The sequence below is a fragment of the Pseudoalteromonas sp. S3785 genome (genome assembly GCF_005887365.1).
Classification (GTDB): domain Bacteria; phylum Pseudomonadota; class Gammaproteobacteria; order Enterobacterales; family Alteromonadaceae; genus Pseudoalteromonas.
Genome location: NZ_PNCT01000082.1, coordinates 1 through 19,075, shown reverse-complemented (window position 1 = coordinate 19,075; position 19,075 = coordinate 1). Strand labels below are relative to the sequence as shown.

The following is a 19,075-nucleotide window of genomic DNA, read 5'->3' as shown; positions in this document are numbered from 1 at the left end:
TATATTCATACCTTATACCAATCCGCAATAATATCTAATCATTTTGAGGGGCTAAACGTGTCGCTATCTGCGTTAAAAAATTCTCATTTAGAACAACTAAATAGCGAATTTTTTGCCTTGCTATCAACATGTTTATCCATCCTCAAAATAGATCACTTAATTATGCGGATTGGTATAAAAGGGTTAAAAATGTGTAGTTACTTAGGCTATACGTTTAAAACATTTTAAATGAGCGATTAAAAAAGGGCCTATTTAGGCCCTTTTGGTATTAACGTATTAGGTTAGGTATTTACACTTACTGCTTGTAAAGATTCACTTTGGTAACAACCTAATACACGTACATATTGAGTATGTTCTTTTAGCTCTTCTAAGGCATGTTTTACTTGGTTATCGGCAAGGTTTGCCTTTAAGTCCACATAAAACACTTCTTCCCACGGGTTACCCGGTACAGGACGAGACTCGAGTTTAACTAAGTTTATTTGATGTTGTTTAAACACCATTAGCGCATCAGCCAATGAACCTGCTTGCTGTTTAGTGGCCATAATGAGGCTGGTTTTAGTGGGTATTTGTTTAGACACCTGCAGTGGCTTGCGTGCAACGACTATAAAGCGGCTGTGGTTTTCGCTTTGATTAGCTAGGTTTGACTTTATCACTTCAAGGCCCACATTTTTACCCGCCTGCGCTGAGCCAATAGCCGCACTATTTGGCGTGTTTAATGCTGACTGCAAGGCACTTGAGGTGGAATCACAGGTTTCATGTTGTAAGTCCCCCAGCCCTTGTAAAAAGCGACTGCACTGAGCAAATGGCTGAGGGTGAGCATAAATTTTGGTTAATTGGCTTAATTCAGTATCTGGGGTTGCAAGTAGGCAGTGCTCTACACTGTGGGTCACTTCACCAACAATTGATACTTGAGCGTGTTGTAATAAATCAAACACTTCGTTAATACTGCCCGAACTGGTGTTTTCTATTGGCAGTAATCCAAAATCTGCTTGGCCATTTTCTACTTTGCCTGTTATTTCGTCAAATGAGCTACAGCCAATTTCGACCAGCTTGCCAGGGCGGCGGCTAAAGTACTTATGACATGCTAGTTGACTGTAAGTACCTTGCCCACCTAAATAAGTAACACGATGTGTTTCACTTAATGCATCTGGGTTAAGGTTTTTTTGCAGCATTGCTTGCTGATGTAAAACAGAGTCTTCCAAAATAGTCTGAAAAACGTTATTTACATAATACGCGTCAAGACCAAGCGATTTACCATAACCTATTAGCTTTTCTAATAGGGCTAGTTCACGCGCTTCATCACGAATCGGTTTATTATTAGCAATTTTATACTCTACTACGCCGTGGCTTATGCGGCGGCGTTTGGCTAATAACACTAATAAATCTGAATCTATTTCATTAATGTCGTGTCTGAGCGCGTTTAAAACGTCGTTGGTCATTTTGGTTTCCTCATTCCAAAAATAAGTTGCATGTGCGCAACTAAAACAAAAAAGCCTCCCTAATGGGAGGCTTTGCTATTCGATTGATTTTATCTCACAAACAGGTCAGCCTCTTTTATAAAAAGAAGCTAAAAAAAGAAAAAAACGTGCAAGATAAGATAATTTTCATCCTGTTAATGTATGAGGTGTTACCGGCAAAGTCAACCAGCAAGCCCGTTTAAATAAACATGATGAAGAATTATCAGCTCTAGGCTAACTTTTAGATAAAATTCACAAATAGTTTATAAATATGAATAGGGATCTGGTATATTTCAGGTATTAGCTAAAAATAACAACAACTAAAATAATAAGGTTGGCCTGTGGTGTATAGACGCCCTCCATCGCGTTTTGGACTAAATTCTTTGAGTGTAAAGCTGTCATTGCTTATATCTGCAATTTGTTTAATTGCCGGTGTGTGCGCTGCCGCGCTGATGCTTAAATCTGAAGAGAAACAATTAGTTTTTGAAGAGCATGAAGTACTTAAAAGCTCTACTGAATTACTCATCAGGCAATTTGACGCATTAATTAAAACAAAGTCGGCTGTTGCCAAGCAAGCCAATAATGTTGTCTCAGAGCAGCTATTTAGCGAAAGCTCAGCAATTAATTTATCTAACAAAACCCAATTACAATTTAATAGTGACGGCACTATTCGCAGTGCATCAAGTGATGGCCTCTCAGCTGCATTTCTTCCTCAGCAGCATTACTCTCCTTTTTACAAGCGCCTCTTCAATAACTCAGAGTCGTTATGGAAAATTATTTCACCAACCCTAATTCACGACTTTTTTAATTTTTATATGATCACCAAAGATGATTTCATCCGTGTCTCGCCTCCAAATTGGGCGTTAAACGCGCCGCCTGAACTAAGGGGTTCTAATGGTGCAACATTTAAGTATGTTCAAAGTGATTTAAACCCGAGCAGAGAGCCCGTTTGGTCTAAGGTTTATTACGATAAGGTGTGGCATAAATGGGTCATTAGTTTGCTCGTTCCTTTGTATGTAGACAATGAATTCTTAGGTGTGACGGGCAGCGATATTGATTTAAATACGCTGATTTCTTTCTTACCCGTTGGAGATAAAGAAAAGCATTTACTGGTATTTGATAAAAAAGGTCAGCTACTTGCACATCCGAGTCTTAATCCTGCGCTACAAGCAAGCTATGGCAGTAAAGATAAAACCATAACCACAAACGAATTTGTTAATCCGCAATTGCAAGCCATTGTAAATGAAGCAATTACCATGAAATTACCAGAGTATGCTAATTCGTTTGTACAAAACGATGAAGCACACATTATTAATATTCGTAAAATTGATAAATTAGACTGGTATATTGGGGTTTATAAAAAACGCTCATCCACGCTCTCAGCTCTGCAAGATTTAAAACTGAAATTTTTTGGTTTGTTTGTGCTTTATGCGGTACTGGTTGCCTTATTGTTACATCAAGCGCTGTATCAGCTAGTGCTTCGCAGAATACACACATTAGTACATGCGGTTACTGGGTTTGGTAAAGGGCAATTATTAACTGAGTTCCCGCCTGAGAATAAAGATGAGATAGGTACACTGAACGGCTCGTTCAGAGATATGACCGTAGAAATTCGTAAGCTTATAGATGGGTTAAATCAGCGAATTACAGAAAAAGAAATCGCTGAAAAAGCCGCTAACAAACTCTCAAAAGCTGTTGCTTTCTCAGGGACTGGGGTAGTGATCACGGATGAAAATTTTGTGATTGAATATGTAAATCCCAAAATGCTTGAAATGACAGGCTACCCCGAAAGCCATTTTAATCGCGCACCACTTTTGAATATTATTGCATCAGAGATGGCTATTTTAGTCGAAGACATCAATATCGACCTTCGTAGTAGAAATTACTGGCGGGGGGATACCTTGATTCAAGGCAATGATAAGCAGCCTATTTGGGTGTCTTTAAGTGTTTCTCCTATTCGCGAAGACGGCGGTGAAATCACCAGTTACGTAGCCTCCGCGCAAGATATATCGTTTGTTAAAGAAAGCCAGCGAAAAATGGAGCAGCTTGCGTACTTTGACACGTTAACGGGCTTAGCAAACCGAACCTTTTTTAGAATGCAGCTGCGTAAATCAATGGCTTTGGCTGAGCGCGGCCATTATGCATTTGCCCTTTTTTACTTTGATTTAGATGAATTTAAGCGCATTAACGATACGTTAGGGCATGATGCGGGGGATCAGCTGTTAATTGAAGTGGCTAATCGTCTTAAAGCACGGTTACGCGCTGAAGATACTATTGCCCGTTTGGGTGGCGACGAATTTGCTGTTTTACTCAGCGGTATTGAAAGCCAAGAGCATGCTAGCGATGTGGCAAACACCATTCAAAAAACACTTAACGTGCCTATAAAGCTTGGCAATAACGAAGTGATAGTCAGCGCCAGTATTGGTATTACAATGGCCCCATACGATAGCCTAGAAGAAGATCAGCTTTTAAAGCATGCTGATTTAGCAATGTACGAGGCAAAAGCAAAAGGGCGTAATACTTACCATTTTTATAGTCAAGAGCTTAACGCAGCTGCCAATGAAAGGTTGTTCATTGAAAATGAATTACGCCATGCAATTAAAGAAAAACAGTTTGAGGTTTATTATCAGCCGCAAATTAATTCATTAACTCAACATGTAGTTGGTTATGAAGCGCTACTGCGTTGGTTCCACCCAATAGAAGGGCTTATTTCACCGACTAAGTTTATTCCTATTGCTGAAGCAACAGGGCTTATTGTTGAGCTTGGTGAGTGGGTATTACAACAATCTTGCGAGTTTGCCGTGCGTTTAGCTAAAGAGGGTCGTGATAACAACGTATCGATTAATTTATCGGCACGGCAGTTTAAAGACGCTAATTTAGTCCCTATGTTAAGCAATATTATTAAGCAAACAGGTGTAAGCCCTAAACGACTTCACTTAGAGCTGACCGAAAGTATGTTAATGGGTAATGTTGAAGCGGCTATAACGCAGTTACACGAACTTAAAGCGTTAGGTATTTCAATTTCTATTGATGATTTTGGTACAGGTTATTCGTCACTAAGTTACTTAAAACGATTCCCGGTCGACATATTAAAAATTGACCGCTCGTTTGTGAAAGATATTCCAACCGACCCTAATGATATGGAAATAACCGCCGCTATTATAGCCATGGCGCAAAAACTTAAATTAGACGTAGTTGCAGAAGGGGTTGAAACCAAAGAGCAAATAGAGTTTTTGCAAAATAATAATTGTTATATTGTGCAGGGATTTTATTACAGCAAACCGGTTGCTGAGAAAGAGCTATCAGCGTTGTACAAAAAATTAAATGATGAACCTAATAGTGTTAGTAGCAAATAAAAGGTTGCGGGTTTAACCACCCGCAATTTTTACTTTAAATTTAAGGGTTTCTAAAATCCCTTTTAATTTTTCGCGATCATCGCCTTGAACCTCAATAATGCCTTCTTTTACCGCACCACCTTGGCCCATTTTACTTTTTATGGTTTTGGCTAGCTTTTTTAAATCGTGTGCTTTTGGGTCTATACCTACCACCAACATGACACCTTTACCTTTTCGCCCCTTAGTTTGGCGCTCGATACGGATAAAGCCATCTTTAAATAGTTTTGCCGAGGGTGCTTGCTCAACCTTTGGTTGGCTAATTCGGCCCATGTCGGTGGAATATACTAAGCGGTCATCACTCATAATTTACCTAAATAAACGTTTTTATTGATGTATTAAATAATAACAAATTTACTGGCGAGTGTTTTTATTTTTGCTAAATACTTTTAACAGGTTATATTTAGATCAAAGGAAATATAATTGGAGTTTAGAATGAGTTTAACAAAGAGTTTATCGGTTGATGAAAGTACTTTAACGATACAAATTAAAGGTAAATTTGACTTTAATTTAGTGCAATCATTTCGCCAAGCTTATGCGCAAATTGAGCCTAAAACAAATAAAGTGATTATCGATTTAAGAGAGACCGACTACATGGATAGTTCTGCACTAGGTATGTTGCTTAACATGAAAAAAACCATTGAAAGCCAAGTACAAACCATAGAGATTAGTAACTGTCAGCCTCAGCTTAAAAAAATACTGCAAATATCACGTTTTGACAAAAAGTTTGATATTAACTAATGACCCACGTACTTATTGTTGACGATCAAGCACTTAATCGCATCTTACTGGAAAAAATGCTGCTCGAGGAAAACTATAAAATATCAATAGCGTTTAACGGTCTCGAAGCGCTAGAAGTGCTAGAAAAAGAAGCCATTGATATTGTTTTACTCGATGTGCTTATGCCGGTAATGGATGGCTTTGAAGCCGCAAAGCGAATAAAGCAGCGCTATAACGACGTTTACCTACCTATAATTTTTATTACTTCGCTTGAAGATCAAAACAGCTTTGAGCGTTGTTTAGAAGTAGGCGGAGATGACTTTATTCAAAAGCCGTTTGAAAAAGTAATTTTAAACGCAAAAATAAAGGCGCATAGCCGTACGCGTGAATTAAGTAAAAAAGCCCACCAACAGAACACTCTGCTTGAGTATCATCGCAATCAAATAGAGCGCGAGCACGAAATTATTGAGCACATTTTTAATAATTCGCTCGAAAACCAAGATAAATTTAACGATCATTTAGACTTTAGCCTGTCTCCTGCTTCTATGTTTAACGGTGACATGTTTTTAGTCGCGCAAAGTCCAATTGGCAATTTATATTGCATGTTGGGGGATTTTACCGGCCATGGTTTAGCTGCTGCTATTGGCGCACTGCCAGCATCTAGGGTGTTTTATACTATGGTGCAAAAAGGCATGGCAGTGAATGACATTGCCTCTGAAATTAATATACTGCTGCACAATTTACTACCGGAGCATATGTTTTGTGCGGCAACCATTATTGAGCTCAGTGCGTCAGGCAAAAGTATTTCAGCTTGGTTAGGCGGCTTGCCCGATGCCTACTTAATAAATACTGATGGTGAAGTAAAGCAAACGCTTGAATCGCAACACATGGCGCTGGGGATTTTAGACAGTGATGAATTTGAATACGAGCTAATTAATTTAGAAGTTGATAAAAACACCCGCTTAGTGCTTTCAACCGACGGCATAATAGAAACTAACAACGATGCTGATATTTTTTATGGTGAGCAGCGCTTTTTAGCTGCACTAAAAAGCAAGCCGATGATCAGCAGCCAGCGCGTTATAGATAATGTAAATACTTTTGCCAATGGTAGCGAGCAATTAGACGACTTAAGTTTAGTACTGCTTAATTGTTTGCCACTAACCCCAGAGCCTGAGGCCAAAGAGGCGTACTCTAATTTAGCGTTTAACTTTTCACTTAGCTTGAATGCGCAGCAAATTAAATGCACAGACCCTGTGTATGATGTTGTTAATGTATTAAGCAGTGTTGAGGGGCTTAGGTCGCATCGCTCAAATATATTTTTATTGCTTTCTGAGGCATATAACAACGCACTTGATCACGGTGTATTAGGCCTAGATTCAGACATAAAAAAACAAGACGATGGCTTTTTTAAATACTATGAATTAAGAGAGCAAGCACTGAGCAAAATGAAAGAGGCGATGATCATTATTGATATGCGTTATTGCCCAGATACCTTGTGCTTGTACTTTATTATTTGTGACTCGGGTAGGGGGTTTTCAAGTGACTCTTCAAAACGTACCGAACTTAACGCAGAGTTTGGTCGCGGCTTATCGTTACTCGAAGAAGTGGCAGAAAAAGTGACGTATAACGCAAGTGGTAACCAAGTCGAACTGTGTTATAAGTTGCTATAGCTCAGAAAAAATTTCCATGGTATTATCTAAAAAATTTTAGATGTATGGATGGCCAAATGATTTCTTCTTACCTTGATATTGCGCAATTAAACATAGACCCACAATTAATTGCCAAAGAGCTAGAGCAGCTAGAACAGTATATTGCTCAGAGCGCGTTGCCGTCTGTGTGTTGGGAGTACCAAATTCCTGAACTTGGTGAAGGCGGTGCATGTAGTTTGTTTGGTTATTTACAAGATGAGCCATTTAAGCTCACCGATTACGTGAGTGCGACTTCACAAAACGAGCAAAAACTAGCAAACCTGCAAAATATAGTTAATTACATAGCCCAGCAAACACAGGTCGATTGGTATGGTATTTATCAGGCAATTGACACAGCTCAAGGCTCGCAATTATTAAAACTGGCGTATCAAGGCGCGCCAAGCCGCCCACTGTTTCCTCTCACTGATGCATTTGCAGCAGGCAGTAATAATGTACAAGTTGCGTTATCTAAGCGTGGGCGTGTAATTAACAACGTTGAGAGCTATTTAGCACAAGGTGGCGAGTACTATACGTGCGACCCTAAAGTAAAAGCTGAAACCTGTTTACCTTTGTTTAATGATCAACATGAGTGCGTCGGTATTGTTGATGCGGAGGCATTCAGTAACGACTTTTTTGATAGCCGTACATTGGCTGTATTAGTTGCGTGCTGCATTAAAATTCCTCACTTTCTAGTGTAAATATCACTAGCCAAGAAGGTAAGCTTTTATGTTAAGCTTACTACAACAGCCAACCCCTAATTAATGATAAGAGATAGCTAATGTTCTCAGAATTAAAACCATTACCAACAGATCCTATTCTTGGCCTTATGGCAGCCTATAAACAAGATACAAACCCTAATAAAATTGATTTAGGTGTAGGTGTCTATAAAGATGAGCAAGGCAATACACCGGTATTAAAAGCGGTAAAAAAAGCTGAAGCATTTCGTCTAGAAAACGAAACAAGCAAATCTTACATTGGTTTAGCGGGTAACTTAGACTACTGTCAAAAAATGGAAAACCTATTATTAGGTGAGCATCAAGCGCTTTTAGCAAACCGCGTACGCACTGCACAGGCGCCAGGTGGCACAGGCGCACTTCGCGTTGCGGCTGAGTTTATTAAACGTTGCAATAAAGACGCAACAGTATGGGTAACTACACCAACATGGGCTAACCACATTAGCTTGTTTGAAGCAGCAGGCTTAAACGTTAAAGAGTACCCGTACTACGATTACGAAAACAAAGACTTATTGTTTGACGACATGATAAACACCCTTAAGCAAGTACCAAAAGGGGACATTGTGCTACTTCATGCATGTTGTCATAACCCAAGTGGTATGGACTTAAACGAGACACAATGGAACACCGTTGCTCAGCTTGCAAAAGAAGTCGGCTTTACACCACTTATTGATATTGCTTATCAAGGTTTTGGCTCATCACTTGAAGAAGATGCACGAGGGCTTCGCATTTTAGCTGATGCGGTAGAAGAGCTAATTATTTGTTCATCTTGTTCTAAAAACTTTGGTTTATATCGTGAGCGTATTGGTGCGTGTTCTATTATTGCAAAAGACGCTGCAACCGCAGATATTTCAAACTCTGTGCTATTAAGCGTTGTACGTAGTATTTATTCAATGCCACCGGCGCACGGTGCCGACATTGTAAACACTATTTTAAGCAGCACAGAACTTACACAAATGTGGCACAGTGAGCTTGATGAAATGCGTAATCGTATTAATGGTTTACGTAGCTTAATCAAAGAAAGCTTAGCAGCAAAAGAAATAGAGCAAGACTTTTCGTTTATTGAACGCCAGCATGGTATGTTTTCTTTCTTAGGCATTAATAAAGAGCAAATTGCGCGCCTACAAAAAGAATACGGTATATACATTGTTGGTTCTAGCCGCGTAAACGTAGCCGGTATTAGCGATGCAAACATTGAATACTTTGCAAATGCTGTCGCTGACGTATGTAAATAAATCGTCTGCTAAATAGCAAAAAAACCGCACTAACCAAAGGTTGTGCGGTTTTTTTAATTTATACCCCTCCTCAAAATAGATCACTGAATCATGCGGATTGGTATTAAAATGAGCTTAGCTTTCAATTAAGTCTTCAACACCAACAATCAGCCATGGTGCATCATTTGATGTTGAGCGCTCAAGGTGCCAAATTTCTAAAATTGGCTCTTCTTTTTTATCACCTAAATCACGATACTTACCTTTAAAGCGAATACTTACTTGCCAAGCGCTCGCTGTTGTATCGGCGCGAACAAGCTCTGCATCTATAAACATAACTTCAGTGTCTACACTTTCAATCGCTTCGCGTTCTGCTTTAAATTCTTGTGCTAACTCTGGGCTTAGGTATTCAGCCATCGTTGCATAATCAGCATTGTTCCATGCTATCTGTAGCGTATGGTAATGGCTACGCGCACCTTGTAAAAAGCCATTTACGTCAAAATTGGGTGGTAAGTTATAAGGCACCTGTTCTGCGCTAGTACTTTGCTGAGCAAAACTATTATTTATAGGCTGCTCAGATTGAGCGTGTTTAAATGCATTTTGCCCCATATTATTGCCAGCAAGCTGCGGGGATTGTTTAGCGCGTATAAAGCCCATAACAAGCTTCAATATAATAAATGCAGCTCCAGCTAATAAAATCATTTCCAATAGCTGAAACCCTTCAAAATTATCACCTAACATTGCTGCAATTAACCCACCGGCTAAAAGTCCACCTAGTACGCCCGCCATTATGCCTTTTTTATTCGACTTAGCTTTAGTAGCCGGGGCTTGTGTTGTCGTGTCAGCTTTTTGCTTTTGTGCGGTTTGTTGAGTTGTTGGGGTTTTGCCGCGTTTGCTGCTACCAAATTTTTTACGTGCATGTACATCAAAACTGGCAGTACAAAGTAGTGCTAGTAAAGAAAATATAACGATGATGTTCTTCATGAAATTCCTTAATTTAAATCGAGCAGGAATTATAATTTACTTTGTTGTAGAACTTAATAAATTACGCTTAAAATCAACGTGAACGAGTGATAAGTAAACAGTGGCAATTGTTTATAGGCACAAAAAAAGCGCTTATTTAAGCGCTTTTAAAATAACATTAAAGTTATAGCCAACGAATAGCATTGGTAACCCGCTCGTTGTACACATTAATTGGCGCGCCGGTATTTGCCACTAAAATAGTATCGGCTTTTTCACCTCGATTAATATGCCCTGCAAAACGAGAATCATGAAAATCATCTTCGCCAAACCCAAACGACTTATTCTCAGAAGGAACAATAAACACTGTCATTGGGCCAAAGTCTGACTCAAAAATTAAGTGCAAACCTTTTTCTCCTTTGAAATCGCAAAACATTGCATAAGTAATCTTACCGGGCAGCTCTTCTATATGAGCGCCTAGCAGTGCAAGCTTATCGTTAACGCTTTGTAGGCTAATAGCATTGGTTTTTTCAAGGGCGCTAATTTCATGGTAAACATGGGTTAAAGCATGTTCACCTGCTGCGTGGGCAATGTGTTGCTCTGTGCTAAAAAAGAATGCGCCAATAGCTACAAAAAAAGACGCGGCTAGGGCTAAGTGAACACGGTCAAACTTAAAACGTGAGCGTGCATCTACAACGTTATCCCCAGTTGCTTGCTCTTCTTGCATTGCTTTTTCTTTTAACGAGGTGTTTAAAAGAATACGCTCAGCAAGATTGTCAGGCACAGGCACATCTAACGCATCTTGAATTTGTTTATCAAAGTCTTTCATGTCGTTAATAAAGTTTTGTCGCTCAGAGCTTTCTTTAGCAAATTCTAAAAGCTCCTTTTCTAAATCGTTTGGCTGCGCAATAGTGCGTCGACGAAACTCAAGTTCATCCATTATTTTGATGCCCCTTTAAGTTGTTCATCATCACGGCTTAAAGCCTCTTTAAGTTGGTTTCTGGCACGGTATAAACGAGTCATAACCGTGTTTTTATTTAAATCGAGAATCTCTGCTATTTCTTCACCAGAGCACCCCATAACAACTTGCAGAAGTAAGGGTTCTCTGTATTCATCAGATAACAGCGCAATTTGGCGTTGGATAACCGTTTGTTCCATTTCATCATCTAACGAATGACTGGTTTCATCGACAAGTGTATCGTTTTCTACATCGCTGTAGTCAAATTGCTTGCGCTCAAAGCGACGTGCATTTTCTCTACGCAAAATAGTCAGCAGCCACGGCTTGGCGGCTTTTTGATCCAATAATGAGTCAAGCGAGCGCCAAGCACGTAAAAACGTTTCTTGTACTAGGTCATCTGCAATATGTGGGTCACGGCATAACCAATAAGCAAAGCGATAAAGCTCCTTATTATATACATGGACCAAGGCTTCATAGCGCTTTTGTTTCTCTGCCATATCAACTAAGACCTGATTATTTGATTTTTTCTTTCCAAGCATAAGTACTTTTTTAATTAAAATTTATTATTTAATGCATGAAAAGACCTAAATTTATCAAACTAGTTAATAAAGGTCTTTTAATACAGCTTGTTGCGACTTTATACGTTGAACTTGGTGCTGCTCAATTATGTTAATAATAGCATTAAGATCGACATCTGCACTGCTATTTGCATAAAGAGCTGACTGTAAACGGTTAACCTGCGTCGCCAGTTCATCATTATTGATGTTGTGTATTAACGTATCTATCGCAGTCACTTTTTTGCTCGTAAGCTTAATCGCTACCGCATTTAGTTCGCTATAAAATGCATTGAGATTATTTGATTTAGCTGCATTTTTAAGCGCGTTTAATGAAAGCGGTTGGGCTTTATTTACAGGTGCACTGTTATTTTTTGGCTCATTATTAGTAGAACGGCTTAGCCAATAAAAAATTGCAGTGATTATCCAAAAAATATACCCCAGCACGGCAACAATAATTAACCAAAGCGGAATAACACTTTGCGACGTGGCTACTGCTGTATTGAGTTGCTCTGTATTACTTAGATTATTGTCAGGCAAATTTGGCTCACCTGTATTAAGGGGGTCGTTTGTAGCAGTGTTTGGGTTTATACCATTGGCGCTTGGTGTTACGGTTATAGTACGTTCAGGTAATTTAGCATAGCTAATACGGTTTATTTTGGTGTTATACCAAGGCAATGTTATTTCAGGTAGGGTGTAGGTACCTGCTTTTTGTGGTAATAACGCAAATGACGCTGTTTGCTGAGATACAACCCGTCCGTTTCTTACTGCATTGTTTGTTTTTACCTCGTCGGGATAACTGCGAATTCCCGCAATGGTTTTCATATCAATTTCAGGCAGTTGCTCTTTAGTAACCCCTAATGCGGTTAAGGTAATAGTGCGTGTAATAGGTGTGCCAACTTCTACTGTATTTTCATCAGGTTGCCACTGCTCATCAATATTAACTAATTCACTTGGTAGCCATGCGCCTTTATAGTTTGCTGGGATAGGTTTTATCTCAAGTTGCTGATCATCCCCTAAAGCAGACACCTCTAATTGGCGGTAGTTTTGTTGTACACGGCCCTGAAACGTAGGGCCTGTAATCGTATATACGCCGCTTTTTTGCGGTTGTAGTAAGTATTCTCGGGTGATCACTAAATAACGTTTACCATCTACAAGCTCATAGCTTTCGGCTTGTTTACCTAATTGAGTAAGTTGGGCATCCTCCATGGTTGGTGTACTTAAACTGCCATCAAGTAGCTCTTTTGCTAGGTAGAGTTTAATCGTATATACGCCAGCTTCTTGAACAAACAACGCGTCACTTGAGAGCGATGTTTTTAAAAAAATATCGTTATTTTTATCAGCATCGGCTGCGCGTTTAGCCACTTTTAATTTTATAGGTTGCGAGCTTAAACCGGCCACGGTAAAGGCTGGAATGGTGTATTCGCCCTCATTACGGGTCATTAACTTTACAGACCACGTTGTTTGCTTATTAATACTGCCATTTATAATGTTGGTGCGCGTACTCAAACTTGTGGGCCCAACGACAAAGTCTTTAAGTAACACCGAGGTGTCGGGTTGCTCGGTTTTTATTGTGTCGTCCACTGAAATGTTAAGCATAAAAAACTCGCCAGCAAGGACTGGGTTTTTATCTACACTTGCCTCTAATTTGGTGGCGGCCCATGATGGCATCGCACTTAATAGCAATAAACAGCAAAATAATCGCATTACCATGATTTTTCTACTCCTGTAGGGCGACGTTGATATTGTCTTTTTTGGGCTTCTAATTGCATTTTATTCCGTAATAAAATTGCCGGATCGTCCGGTACTTTTCTTAATAACTGGTTAAGCTGCTGGGCTTTTTCTTTCTCTTCGTTGGTGAGCTCACGGGCTTGTGCTTGCGCGGCTTGTTGCGCGTTTTGCTTTTGCTCATCTGTTAACGTTTGCTGCTGCGCTGTTTGCGGCTGAGCATTTTCAGCCTGTTCTTCGTTTGTTTGCTCAGGCTGTTTTTGCTCTTGATTAGCTTGTGGCTGAGTTTGTAGGTCTGGCTCATTTTGTTTATCTGATTGTGAACCCGACTCAGCACTTTGTTGGTCTTGCTCAGTGTCAGACTCATCACTTGGCTCACCTTGCTGATCTTGTGATTGCTCGCCTTGGCTTTGCTCTGATTGAGAATCGCTATTTTCACCTTGTTGGCTTTGATCTGATTGCTGATTGTTTTGTTGCTCACTTTGATCAGATTGTTGCTGATTATCTTGCGAATCACCCTCTTGCTGTTGCTGCTGTTGCTGCTGTTGCTGCTCGAGCAACTGCTCAACCAAAGCTTGGTTATCAGCGGCTTCGCTAAAGTTAGGTTGTAACGTTTGTGCTTGTTTGTAAGCATCTATGGCTTGTTCTAGCTGTCCTGATTTGGCAAGCGCGTTGGCATAGTTATAAAAACCAGTGGCTGATTTATCATTACTAAAGGCTTCTAGTGCGGCATCAAAATTACCTTGTTGGTACAATGCGGCCCCTTTTAAGCTGCTTGAGTCGGCATTGGCGGCCTGTTCAAAATCTTTATTTTTATAAGCATCAAGTGCTTGCTGATCAGTATTTTTTAAAAAAGAGGGGAGCTCTAATGCGCTTGCTTGCTGGGTTGGCAAAACGCTGAGTACCAAAAAGGCCCCTAAAAATGCTGCACTTCTAAATAAATAAAGACCTAAGGGCAGTAAAATAAGTAACCCGTATATACCGGCGTCTATACGCCAAAGGGCATGGCTTTGTTTTTCATCTTTTAATAACTCACTATTGGCACTTGGTGCAAAAGTAGCTATGTCGCTGCTGCTAGGTTGGTAAAGGGCAAACTTTCCACCACTTCGCGTCGCTAGGCTTTTTAAGCGGCTAATATTAATAGTGGGAATGACTATTTGACCATAGCTGTCTTTTAAAAAGCCGCCTTCAGGTAATTTAATCGGCGCGCCTTGCTCTGTGCCAACGCCATATATATTTAGCCGATAAGAGGAATTACTGGTAAAGCTAGTAATATCGCTTTGCTCTTCTTGGTCTATGCCATCAGTGACTAATATTATATCGCCATCAATATAGCCTGCTTGTGTTAAAAGCTCCTTTGCCATATCAAGGCCAGCTAAAACATTAGAGCCTTTATCGGGCATAATGTCAGGGCTTAAACTCGGAATTAAATTGCTAAGCGTAGTGGCATCGTTTGTAAGTGGCGAAATAGTATAGGCACTGCCGGCATAAGCAACTAAAGCCGTGTCGCCTTCTTTAAACAGCTCAATCATATCGAGTGCCTTAAAGCGCGATTGCATTAAACGATTTGGTGCTATATCGGTACTGTACATTGAGTACGACATATCCATTACAATTACACGAGCGCTTTTACTTTGAAATACAGGGACCTGTTTTTCTTCAAAGCTAGGGCCTGCACTAAACATAATCGCTAAACAGCAAAATACAGCAACCAACCAGAGTGGTTGGCTGGCTTTAGTGTTTGACTCGTTCATAATAAACGGCGCCAAATGAGTCGCTATTAGGTTATCTGCGCTTTGTTTTTTATACTTAATAAAGGCGATAAAAAACAAAGCCAGCGCTGGTATCAAAAGCCACAAAACAGCGGGGCGAATAAATGTAAAGTCCATTAGTTAGGCTCCTTTAATGCACGTAAGGTGCTTAACAGTATTTTTAAACTAATGAGCAAAATAGCAATAAGTAGTGGGTAGTAAAACAATGAGCTTTGCGGGCGAAATGTTTGCTCATCTGCGCTAATTGGCTCTAACTTATCGAGCTCTGCGTAAATTTGCTGAAGTCCAGCTACATCTTTGGCCCTAAAATATAGCCCACCGGTTTGTTCAGCAATATCTTTTAATAGGTTCTCATCTAAGCTGCCGCCACTCATACCGCCCATATTAAAAAGGCTAAAGCCGCGTCGGTTATCAGAGCCAACCCCTATGGTATACACTTTTATACCTTCTTCGCGGGCAAGGAGTAGGGCGTCTTCAGGTTTTAAATTACCCGCGGTGTTTTGCCCATCGGTTAATAGCACCACAATGCGGTTACTTTTATCTTTATTGGCAAAACGTTTTACCGATAAACCTAGCGCATCGCCAATAGCGGTGGCGCGGCCTACCAAGCCAATTTGAGACTCGCTAAGCATTTTACTTACGGTTTTAACATCGCGAGTTAGCGGCGTTTGTAAAAATGCGGTATCGCCAAATAATATCAGCCCTAGCCTGTCACCTTGACGCTGCTCTATAAAGTCACTCAATACGGCTTTTACCATAGTGAGGCGATCAACATATTGGCCGTTGTAGGCCATGTCTTGTTCGGTCATCGAGCCTGATAAATCGACCGCAAGCATTATATCGCGTCCTTCATTAGGTAATGAAATAGGCTCATCTAACCACGTTGGGTTTGCAGCCGCTGTTACCAGTAATAACCATAAAGTCCATTCAAAAATACTTAACTTACGTGTGCCTTGTTCAAAGCTGTGTGTGGCTAAATTGTGTTGAGCAAAGCTAGGAATGCGAAGGCGCGTTTGTGCGCTACTTGCAGCTGGCTTTAATAATAAAAGTAATAAAGGCAGCGGCAGTAATAAAAATAACCAGGGCCAGCTAAATTCAAACATGTACTGACTCCTTTAACTTAAATTGTTTAATACCTTGGCGAAACTTGTCGGTTAGTTCTTTGTTTGCTTGCTCGGTGTTATACAGGCTGAGTATTTCCTGCTCGCTAAAGCTTAAACCTGTTAACGCATTAAGCGTATTGCACCAATTAGTGGTTGACTGTGCAGCTAGGCGTTTGTCGTAATACTCAATAACAAGGCGCTTTAAAATAATATGAAGGGTGAGCGGGTTTTGTTCTGTTTTACTTAAATCTATTGCGTAACGTTTTGGCTTTTTAAATTTGTGATTTTTGTAAAACCAAAAAGCAGCTGCACAAATTAATATAAATAACAGGGTAATAATAACCCACCAAGCAGGAGCGAGTGGCCACCAACTTACTTGGCTTGGTGCTATTATGTCGTGCAGGCCGTCGAGTGGATTGGATTGCATGGTTACTTTCTCACTAATTGCAGTTCAAGCGGGCTGGCTGCATTGAATGATATTAAATTAAGGCCTGATTTAGTTAAGCGGTTAAGGCGAGTACTAAATGCGTGCTCGGCATTTTTTGCAAAGCGTTTTCTAAAATTACTGTCCATTAGTGGAAGGGCAAAGTCTTGATTATTTGCACTTACCGTTACAGTTTGTTTAAACGCAGGGAGCTGATGCTCAAATGGGTCACTTATATGACAGCCTATCAGCTCGCAGTGGCGGCTTAAAATTTCTAATTGCTTAAAGCTTGCATCATCTAGGGCATTAAAATCAGAGACTAAATACACCAAGCTGCCAGGTTTTGCTAAATGGTTAAGGCGTTTTAAATTATCGCTAAAGTTGTTAGTGGCTTGTTTGTCTATATTGTTAAGTGCTTGTTGGTGGTTGTCGCATAGGTTATGGCAAAGTTTAAGAACGGCTTTTTCGCGTGCGCTTGGCTTAAGTTCTAAATGCGAGTGCTGGTTAAACACAATGCCGCCAATTCTATCACCGCGCTGACACGCCGACCACGCAACTAGCGCGCTAATGTGCGCAGCTTGTACCGACTTAAGCAGCAGCTTTGAGCCAAATAGCATAGAGTTTGAAAAATCAGTAAATACAAACACAGGGCGCTCTTTTTCTTCTTGAAAAAGCTTTGTATGGGTTTCGCCGGTACGCGCTGTTACTCGCCAGTCAATAGAGCGAATGTCATCGCCTTGCTGGTAATGGCGTACTTCGGCAAACTCCATGCCTCGGCCTTTGTGAGGCGCAAGGTATTGCCCAACTAAACTGTTTTTAATTTTAACTTTTGGTGCAAGCTCTAGCAATTGCGCTTTTGCTTTGTAATACATAAGCTCTTTTAGCGCTAAATTTACACCGTGGCTATAGCTTTGCTTTAGCCACGCCTTTGAGTCTAATTGTGTTTGCATAACTTAGGGTACGGCTACAAGTTCAACAATACGGCTTATCACCTGATCTTTAGTAATGCCATCAGCCTGTGCTTCGTAGCTTAAAATAATACGATGGCGCAGTACATTATGTACAACGGCTTGAATGTCATCGGGTGCAACAAAATCACGGCCATGTAACCAAGCGTGGGCACGGGCACATTTATCAAGTGCAATGGTGGCACGGGGGCTTGCGCCAAACTCAATCCAACGGCCAAGTTGCTCATCAAACTTAGCCCCTTCACGAGTTGCAATAATAAGCTGTACTAAATATTGCTCAAGCGGCTCGGCTAAATACAGCCCTAAAATAGCTTGGCGAGCGGCAAATAAGTCGCTTTGGGTAATTTGCTGCATTACCGCTTGGTGTTCATTAAGCGCTTCACCACGGGTTAACCGCAGTATATCCAGCTCGTGCTCTGCACCTGGGTAATCAATGCTTAAATGTAATAAAAAACGGTCTAATTGTGCCTCTGGCAGCGGGTAAGTCCCTTCTTGCTCAAGCGGGTTTTGGGTAGCCATTACCATAAACAAATCGCTAAGCGGGTAGGTGTTTTTACCTACCGTTACTTGGCGCTCTGCCATGGCTTCTAATAACGCTGATTGTACTTTTGCAGGGGCACGGTTTATTTCATCGGCTAAAATAAGGTTATGAAATAAAGGGCCTTTTTCAAACACAAATTCACTTGTTTGTTGGCGGTAAATATCGGTGCCTGTGACATCTGCAGGTAATAAGTCGGGCGTAAACTGAACGCGTTGAAACGAGCCTTCAATGCCTTTAGCAAGGGCGTTAACAGCACGGGTTTTTGCAAGCCCTGGTGGGCCTTCTACTAATAGGTGCCCATCAGCTAAAATGGCAATAAGGAGTGCTTGAGTAAGCTCTGGCTGGCCAATAATTTGTGTATCTAAGTACGTTTTTAATTGTTTGAATGCGTTAGCTGCCATAATAAATAGACTTCCTCGTCAGCTGGGTTTGTACCTAATTTGTTTTAGGTGATTAATACTGACCTAGTTATAAGGTTTATAAGTGAGTAACTCAAGAGTTAGACTGTATTTTTAAAAATAGTTCGTTATTTTTTAACGGTTTTTAGCGTACCACAAATCTTTGTAAAAACGCGTAAAAAAGCCTATTGTGGTAGTCAATATTAAGCACTATGTGTATATCTTTAGGGTCTGTTGATCTTTCAAGGTTAAATTTGCAGCAGCCTGTTTGGTATTTAGGCAAGGCAGAGCCTATGTAGTGTGGTTATTCCCCATAATTGGGCGATAACGTAGCATTAATGCCAAACAGGCGCTGCCCAAAGGGTTCTTACTAGAGGCTATTTACTCTTTGTTGCTCGGCTTTTACTTAGCCCACTAGGTTACAAACCTCGCGCCGCGATTAAATAGCCCCTAGTTTGAACAAATTT

General features: G+C 40.4%; 17 protein-coding genes. 6 read left to right on the top strand and 11 right to left on the bottom strand.

The window, feature by feature from the left end:
- Window positions 1–228, top strand: a 228-nt coding sequence (locus CWC17_RS19455; protein ID WP_349654493.1) for a hypothetical protein, incomplete at its 5' end; no start/stop codon positions are given.
- 53 nt (window positions 229–281) lie between these two features.
- On the opposite strand, the gene CWC17_RS17335 is transcribed toward CWC17_RS19455, so the two are convergent.
- Entirely contained in the window at window positions 282–1,439 is a 1,158-nt protein-coding gene (locus CWC17_RS17335; protein ID WP_138614292.1) for a chorismate mutase, read from the bottom strand.
- A 359-nt stretch (window positions 1,440–1,798) separates the two neighbouring features.
- Between CWC17_RS17335 and CWC17_RS17330 the strand changes: the two genes are divergently transcribed.
- Window positions 1,799–4,813: a bifunctional diguanylate cyclase/phosphodiesterase gene (locus CWC17_RS17330; RefSeq protein WP_171042108.1), complete on the top strand. Its 3,015-nt coding sequence runs from the start codon at window positions 1,799–1,801 to the stop codon at window positions 4,811–4,813.
- A 12-nt stretch (window positions 4,814–4,825) separates the two neighbouring features.
- On the opposite strand, the gene CWC17_RS17325 is transcribed toward CWC17_RS17330, so the two are convergent.
- The gene (locus tag CWC17_RS17325) at window positions 4,826–5,155 is read right to left on the bottom strand and encodes an SUI1 family translation initiation factor (RefSeq protein WP_138614290.1); all 330 of its coding nucleotides are present in this window, start codon (window positions 5,153–5,155) and stop codon (window positions 4,826–4,828) included.
- A gap of 129 nt (window positions 5,156–5,284) precedes the next feature.
- On the opposite strand from CWC17_RS17325, the gene CWC17_RS17320 reads away from it, so the two are divergent.
- The 4 genes from CWC17_RS17320 (at window position 5,285) to CWC17_RS17305 (ending at window position 9,226) form a co-directional block, all read left to right on the top strand.
- Entirely contained in the window at window positions 5,285–5,590 is a 306-nt protein-coding gene (locus CWC17_RS17320; protein ID WP_004587319.1) for an STAS domain-containing protein, read from the top strand.
- Window positions 5,590–7,239: a SpoIIE family protein phosphatase gene (locus tag CWC17_RS17315; RefSeq protein ID WP_055017183.1), complete on the top strand. Its 1,650-nt coding sequence runs from the start codon at window positions 5,590–5,592 to the stop codon at window positions 7,237–7,239. Before CWC17_RS17320 ends, CWC17_RS17315 begins: the two co-directional genes overlap by 1 nt.
- A 56-nt stretch (window positions 7,240–7,295) precedes the next feature.
- Window positions 7,296–7,955 carry a GAF domain-containing protein gene (locus CWC17_RS17310; protein WP_138614288.1) on the top strand — a complete coding sequence of 220 codons (660 nt, stop codon included), beginning with the start codon at window positions 7,296–7,298 and terminating at the stop codon, window positions 7,953–7,955.
- Between the two features lie 80 nt (window positions 7,956–8,035).
- Window positions 8,036–9,226, top strand: a complete 1,191-nt coding sequence (locus CWC17_RS17305) for an amino acid aminotransferase (RefSeq protein ID WP_055014030.1) — start codon at window positions 8,036–8,038, stop codon at window positions 9,224–9,226.
- A 114-nt stretch (window positions 9,227–9,340) separates the two neighbouring features.
- Here CWC17_RS17305 and CWC17_RS17300 read toward each other — a convergent pair whose 3' ends face one another.
- The 9 genes from CWC17_RS17300 to CWC17_RS17260 form a co-directional block, all read right to left on the bottom strand.
- Window positions 9,341–10,186, bottom strand: coding sequence for a Tim44 domain-containing protein (locus CWC17_RS17300; RefSeq protein ID WP_138541735.1), 846 nt, complete (start codon window positions 10,184–10,186; stop codon window positions 9,341–9,343).
- Between the two features lie 163 nt (window positions 10,187–10,349).
- Window positions 10,350–11,102, bottom strand: a complete 753-nt coding sequence (locus CWC17_RS17295; RefSeq protein WP_138541734.1) for a DUF3379 family protein — start codon at window positions 11,100–11,102, stop codon at window positions 10,350–10,352.
- A complete protein-coding gene (locus CWC17_RS17290; protein WP_039972214.1) occupies window positions 11,102–11,659 on the bottom strand; it encodes a sigma-70 family RNA polymerase sigma factor in 558 nt (185 codons plus the stop codon). Before CWC17_RS17290 ends, CWC17_RS17295 begins: the two co-directional genes overlap by 1 nt.
- A 63-nt stretch (window positions 11,660–11,722) precedes the next feature.
- Window positions 11,723–13,387 (bottom strand): BatD family protein, encoded by a 1,665-nt coding sequence (locus CWC17_RS17285; protein ID WP_138614286.1) that lies wholly within the window; start codon window positions 13,385–13,387, stop codon window positions 11,723–11,725.
- The gene (locus CWC17_RS17280; RefSeq protein WP_138614283.1) at window positions 13,381–15,291 is read right to left on the bottom strand and encodes a vWA domain-containing protein; all 1,911 of its coding nucleotides are present in this window, start codon (window positions 15,289–15,291) and stop codon (window positions 13,381–13,383) included. The genes CWC17_RS17285 and CWC17_RS17280 overlap by 7 nt, the downstream gene beginning before the upstream one ends.
- Complete coding sequence (locus CWC17_RS17275) at window positions 15,291–16,277, bottom strand: vWA domain-containing protein (protein ID WP_138541731.1); 987 nt, start codon at window positions 16,275–16,277, stop codon at window positions 15,291–15,293. The genes CWC17_RS17280 and CWC17_RS17275 overlap by 1 nt, the downstream gene beginning before the upstream one ends.
- Window positions 16,270–16,704 (bottom strand): DUF4381 domain-containing protein, encoded by a 435-nt coding sequence (locus tag CWC17_RS17270; protein ID WP_138541730.1) that lies wholly within the window; start codon window positions 16,702–16,704, stop codon window positions 16,270–16,272. The genes CWC17_RS17275 and CWC17_RS17270 overlap by 8 nt, the downstream gene beginning before the upstream one ends.
- 2 nt (window positions 16,705–16,706) lie before the next feature.
- Complete coding sequence (locus tag CWC17_RS17265) at window positions 16,707–17,651, bottom strand: DUF58 domain-containing protein (RefSeq protein WP_138614281.1); 945 nt, start codon at window positions 17,649–17,651, stop codon at window positions 16,707–16,709.
- A 3-nt stretch (window positions 17,652–17,654) separates the two neighbouring features.
- Window positions 17,655–18,611: an AAA family ATPase gene (locus tag CWC17_RS17260; protein ID WP_029773481.1), complete on the bottom strand. Its 957-nt coding sequence runs from the start codon at window positions 18,609–18,611 to the stop codon at window positions 17,655–17,657.
- Window positions 18,612–19,075: the final 464 nt, after the last annotated feature.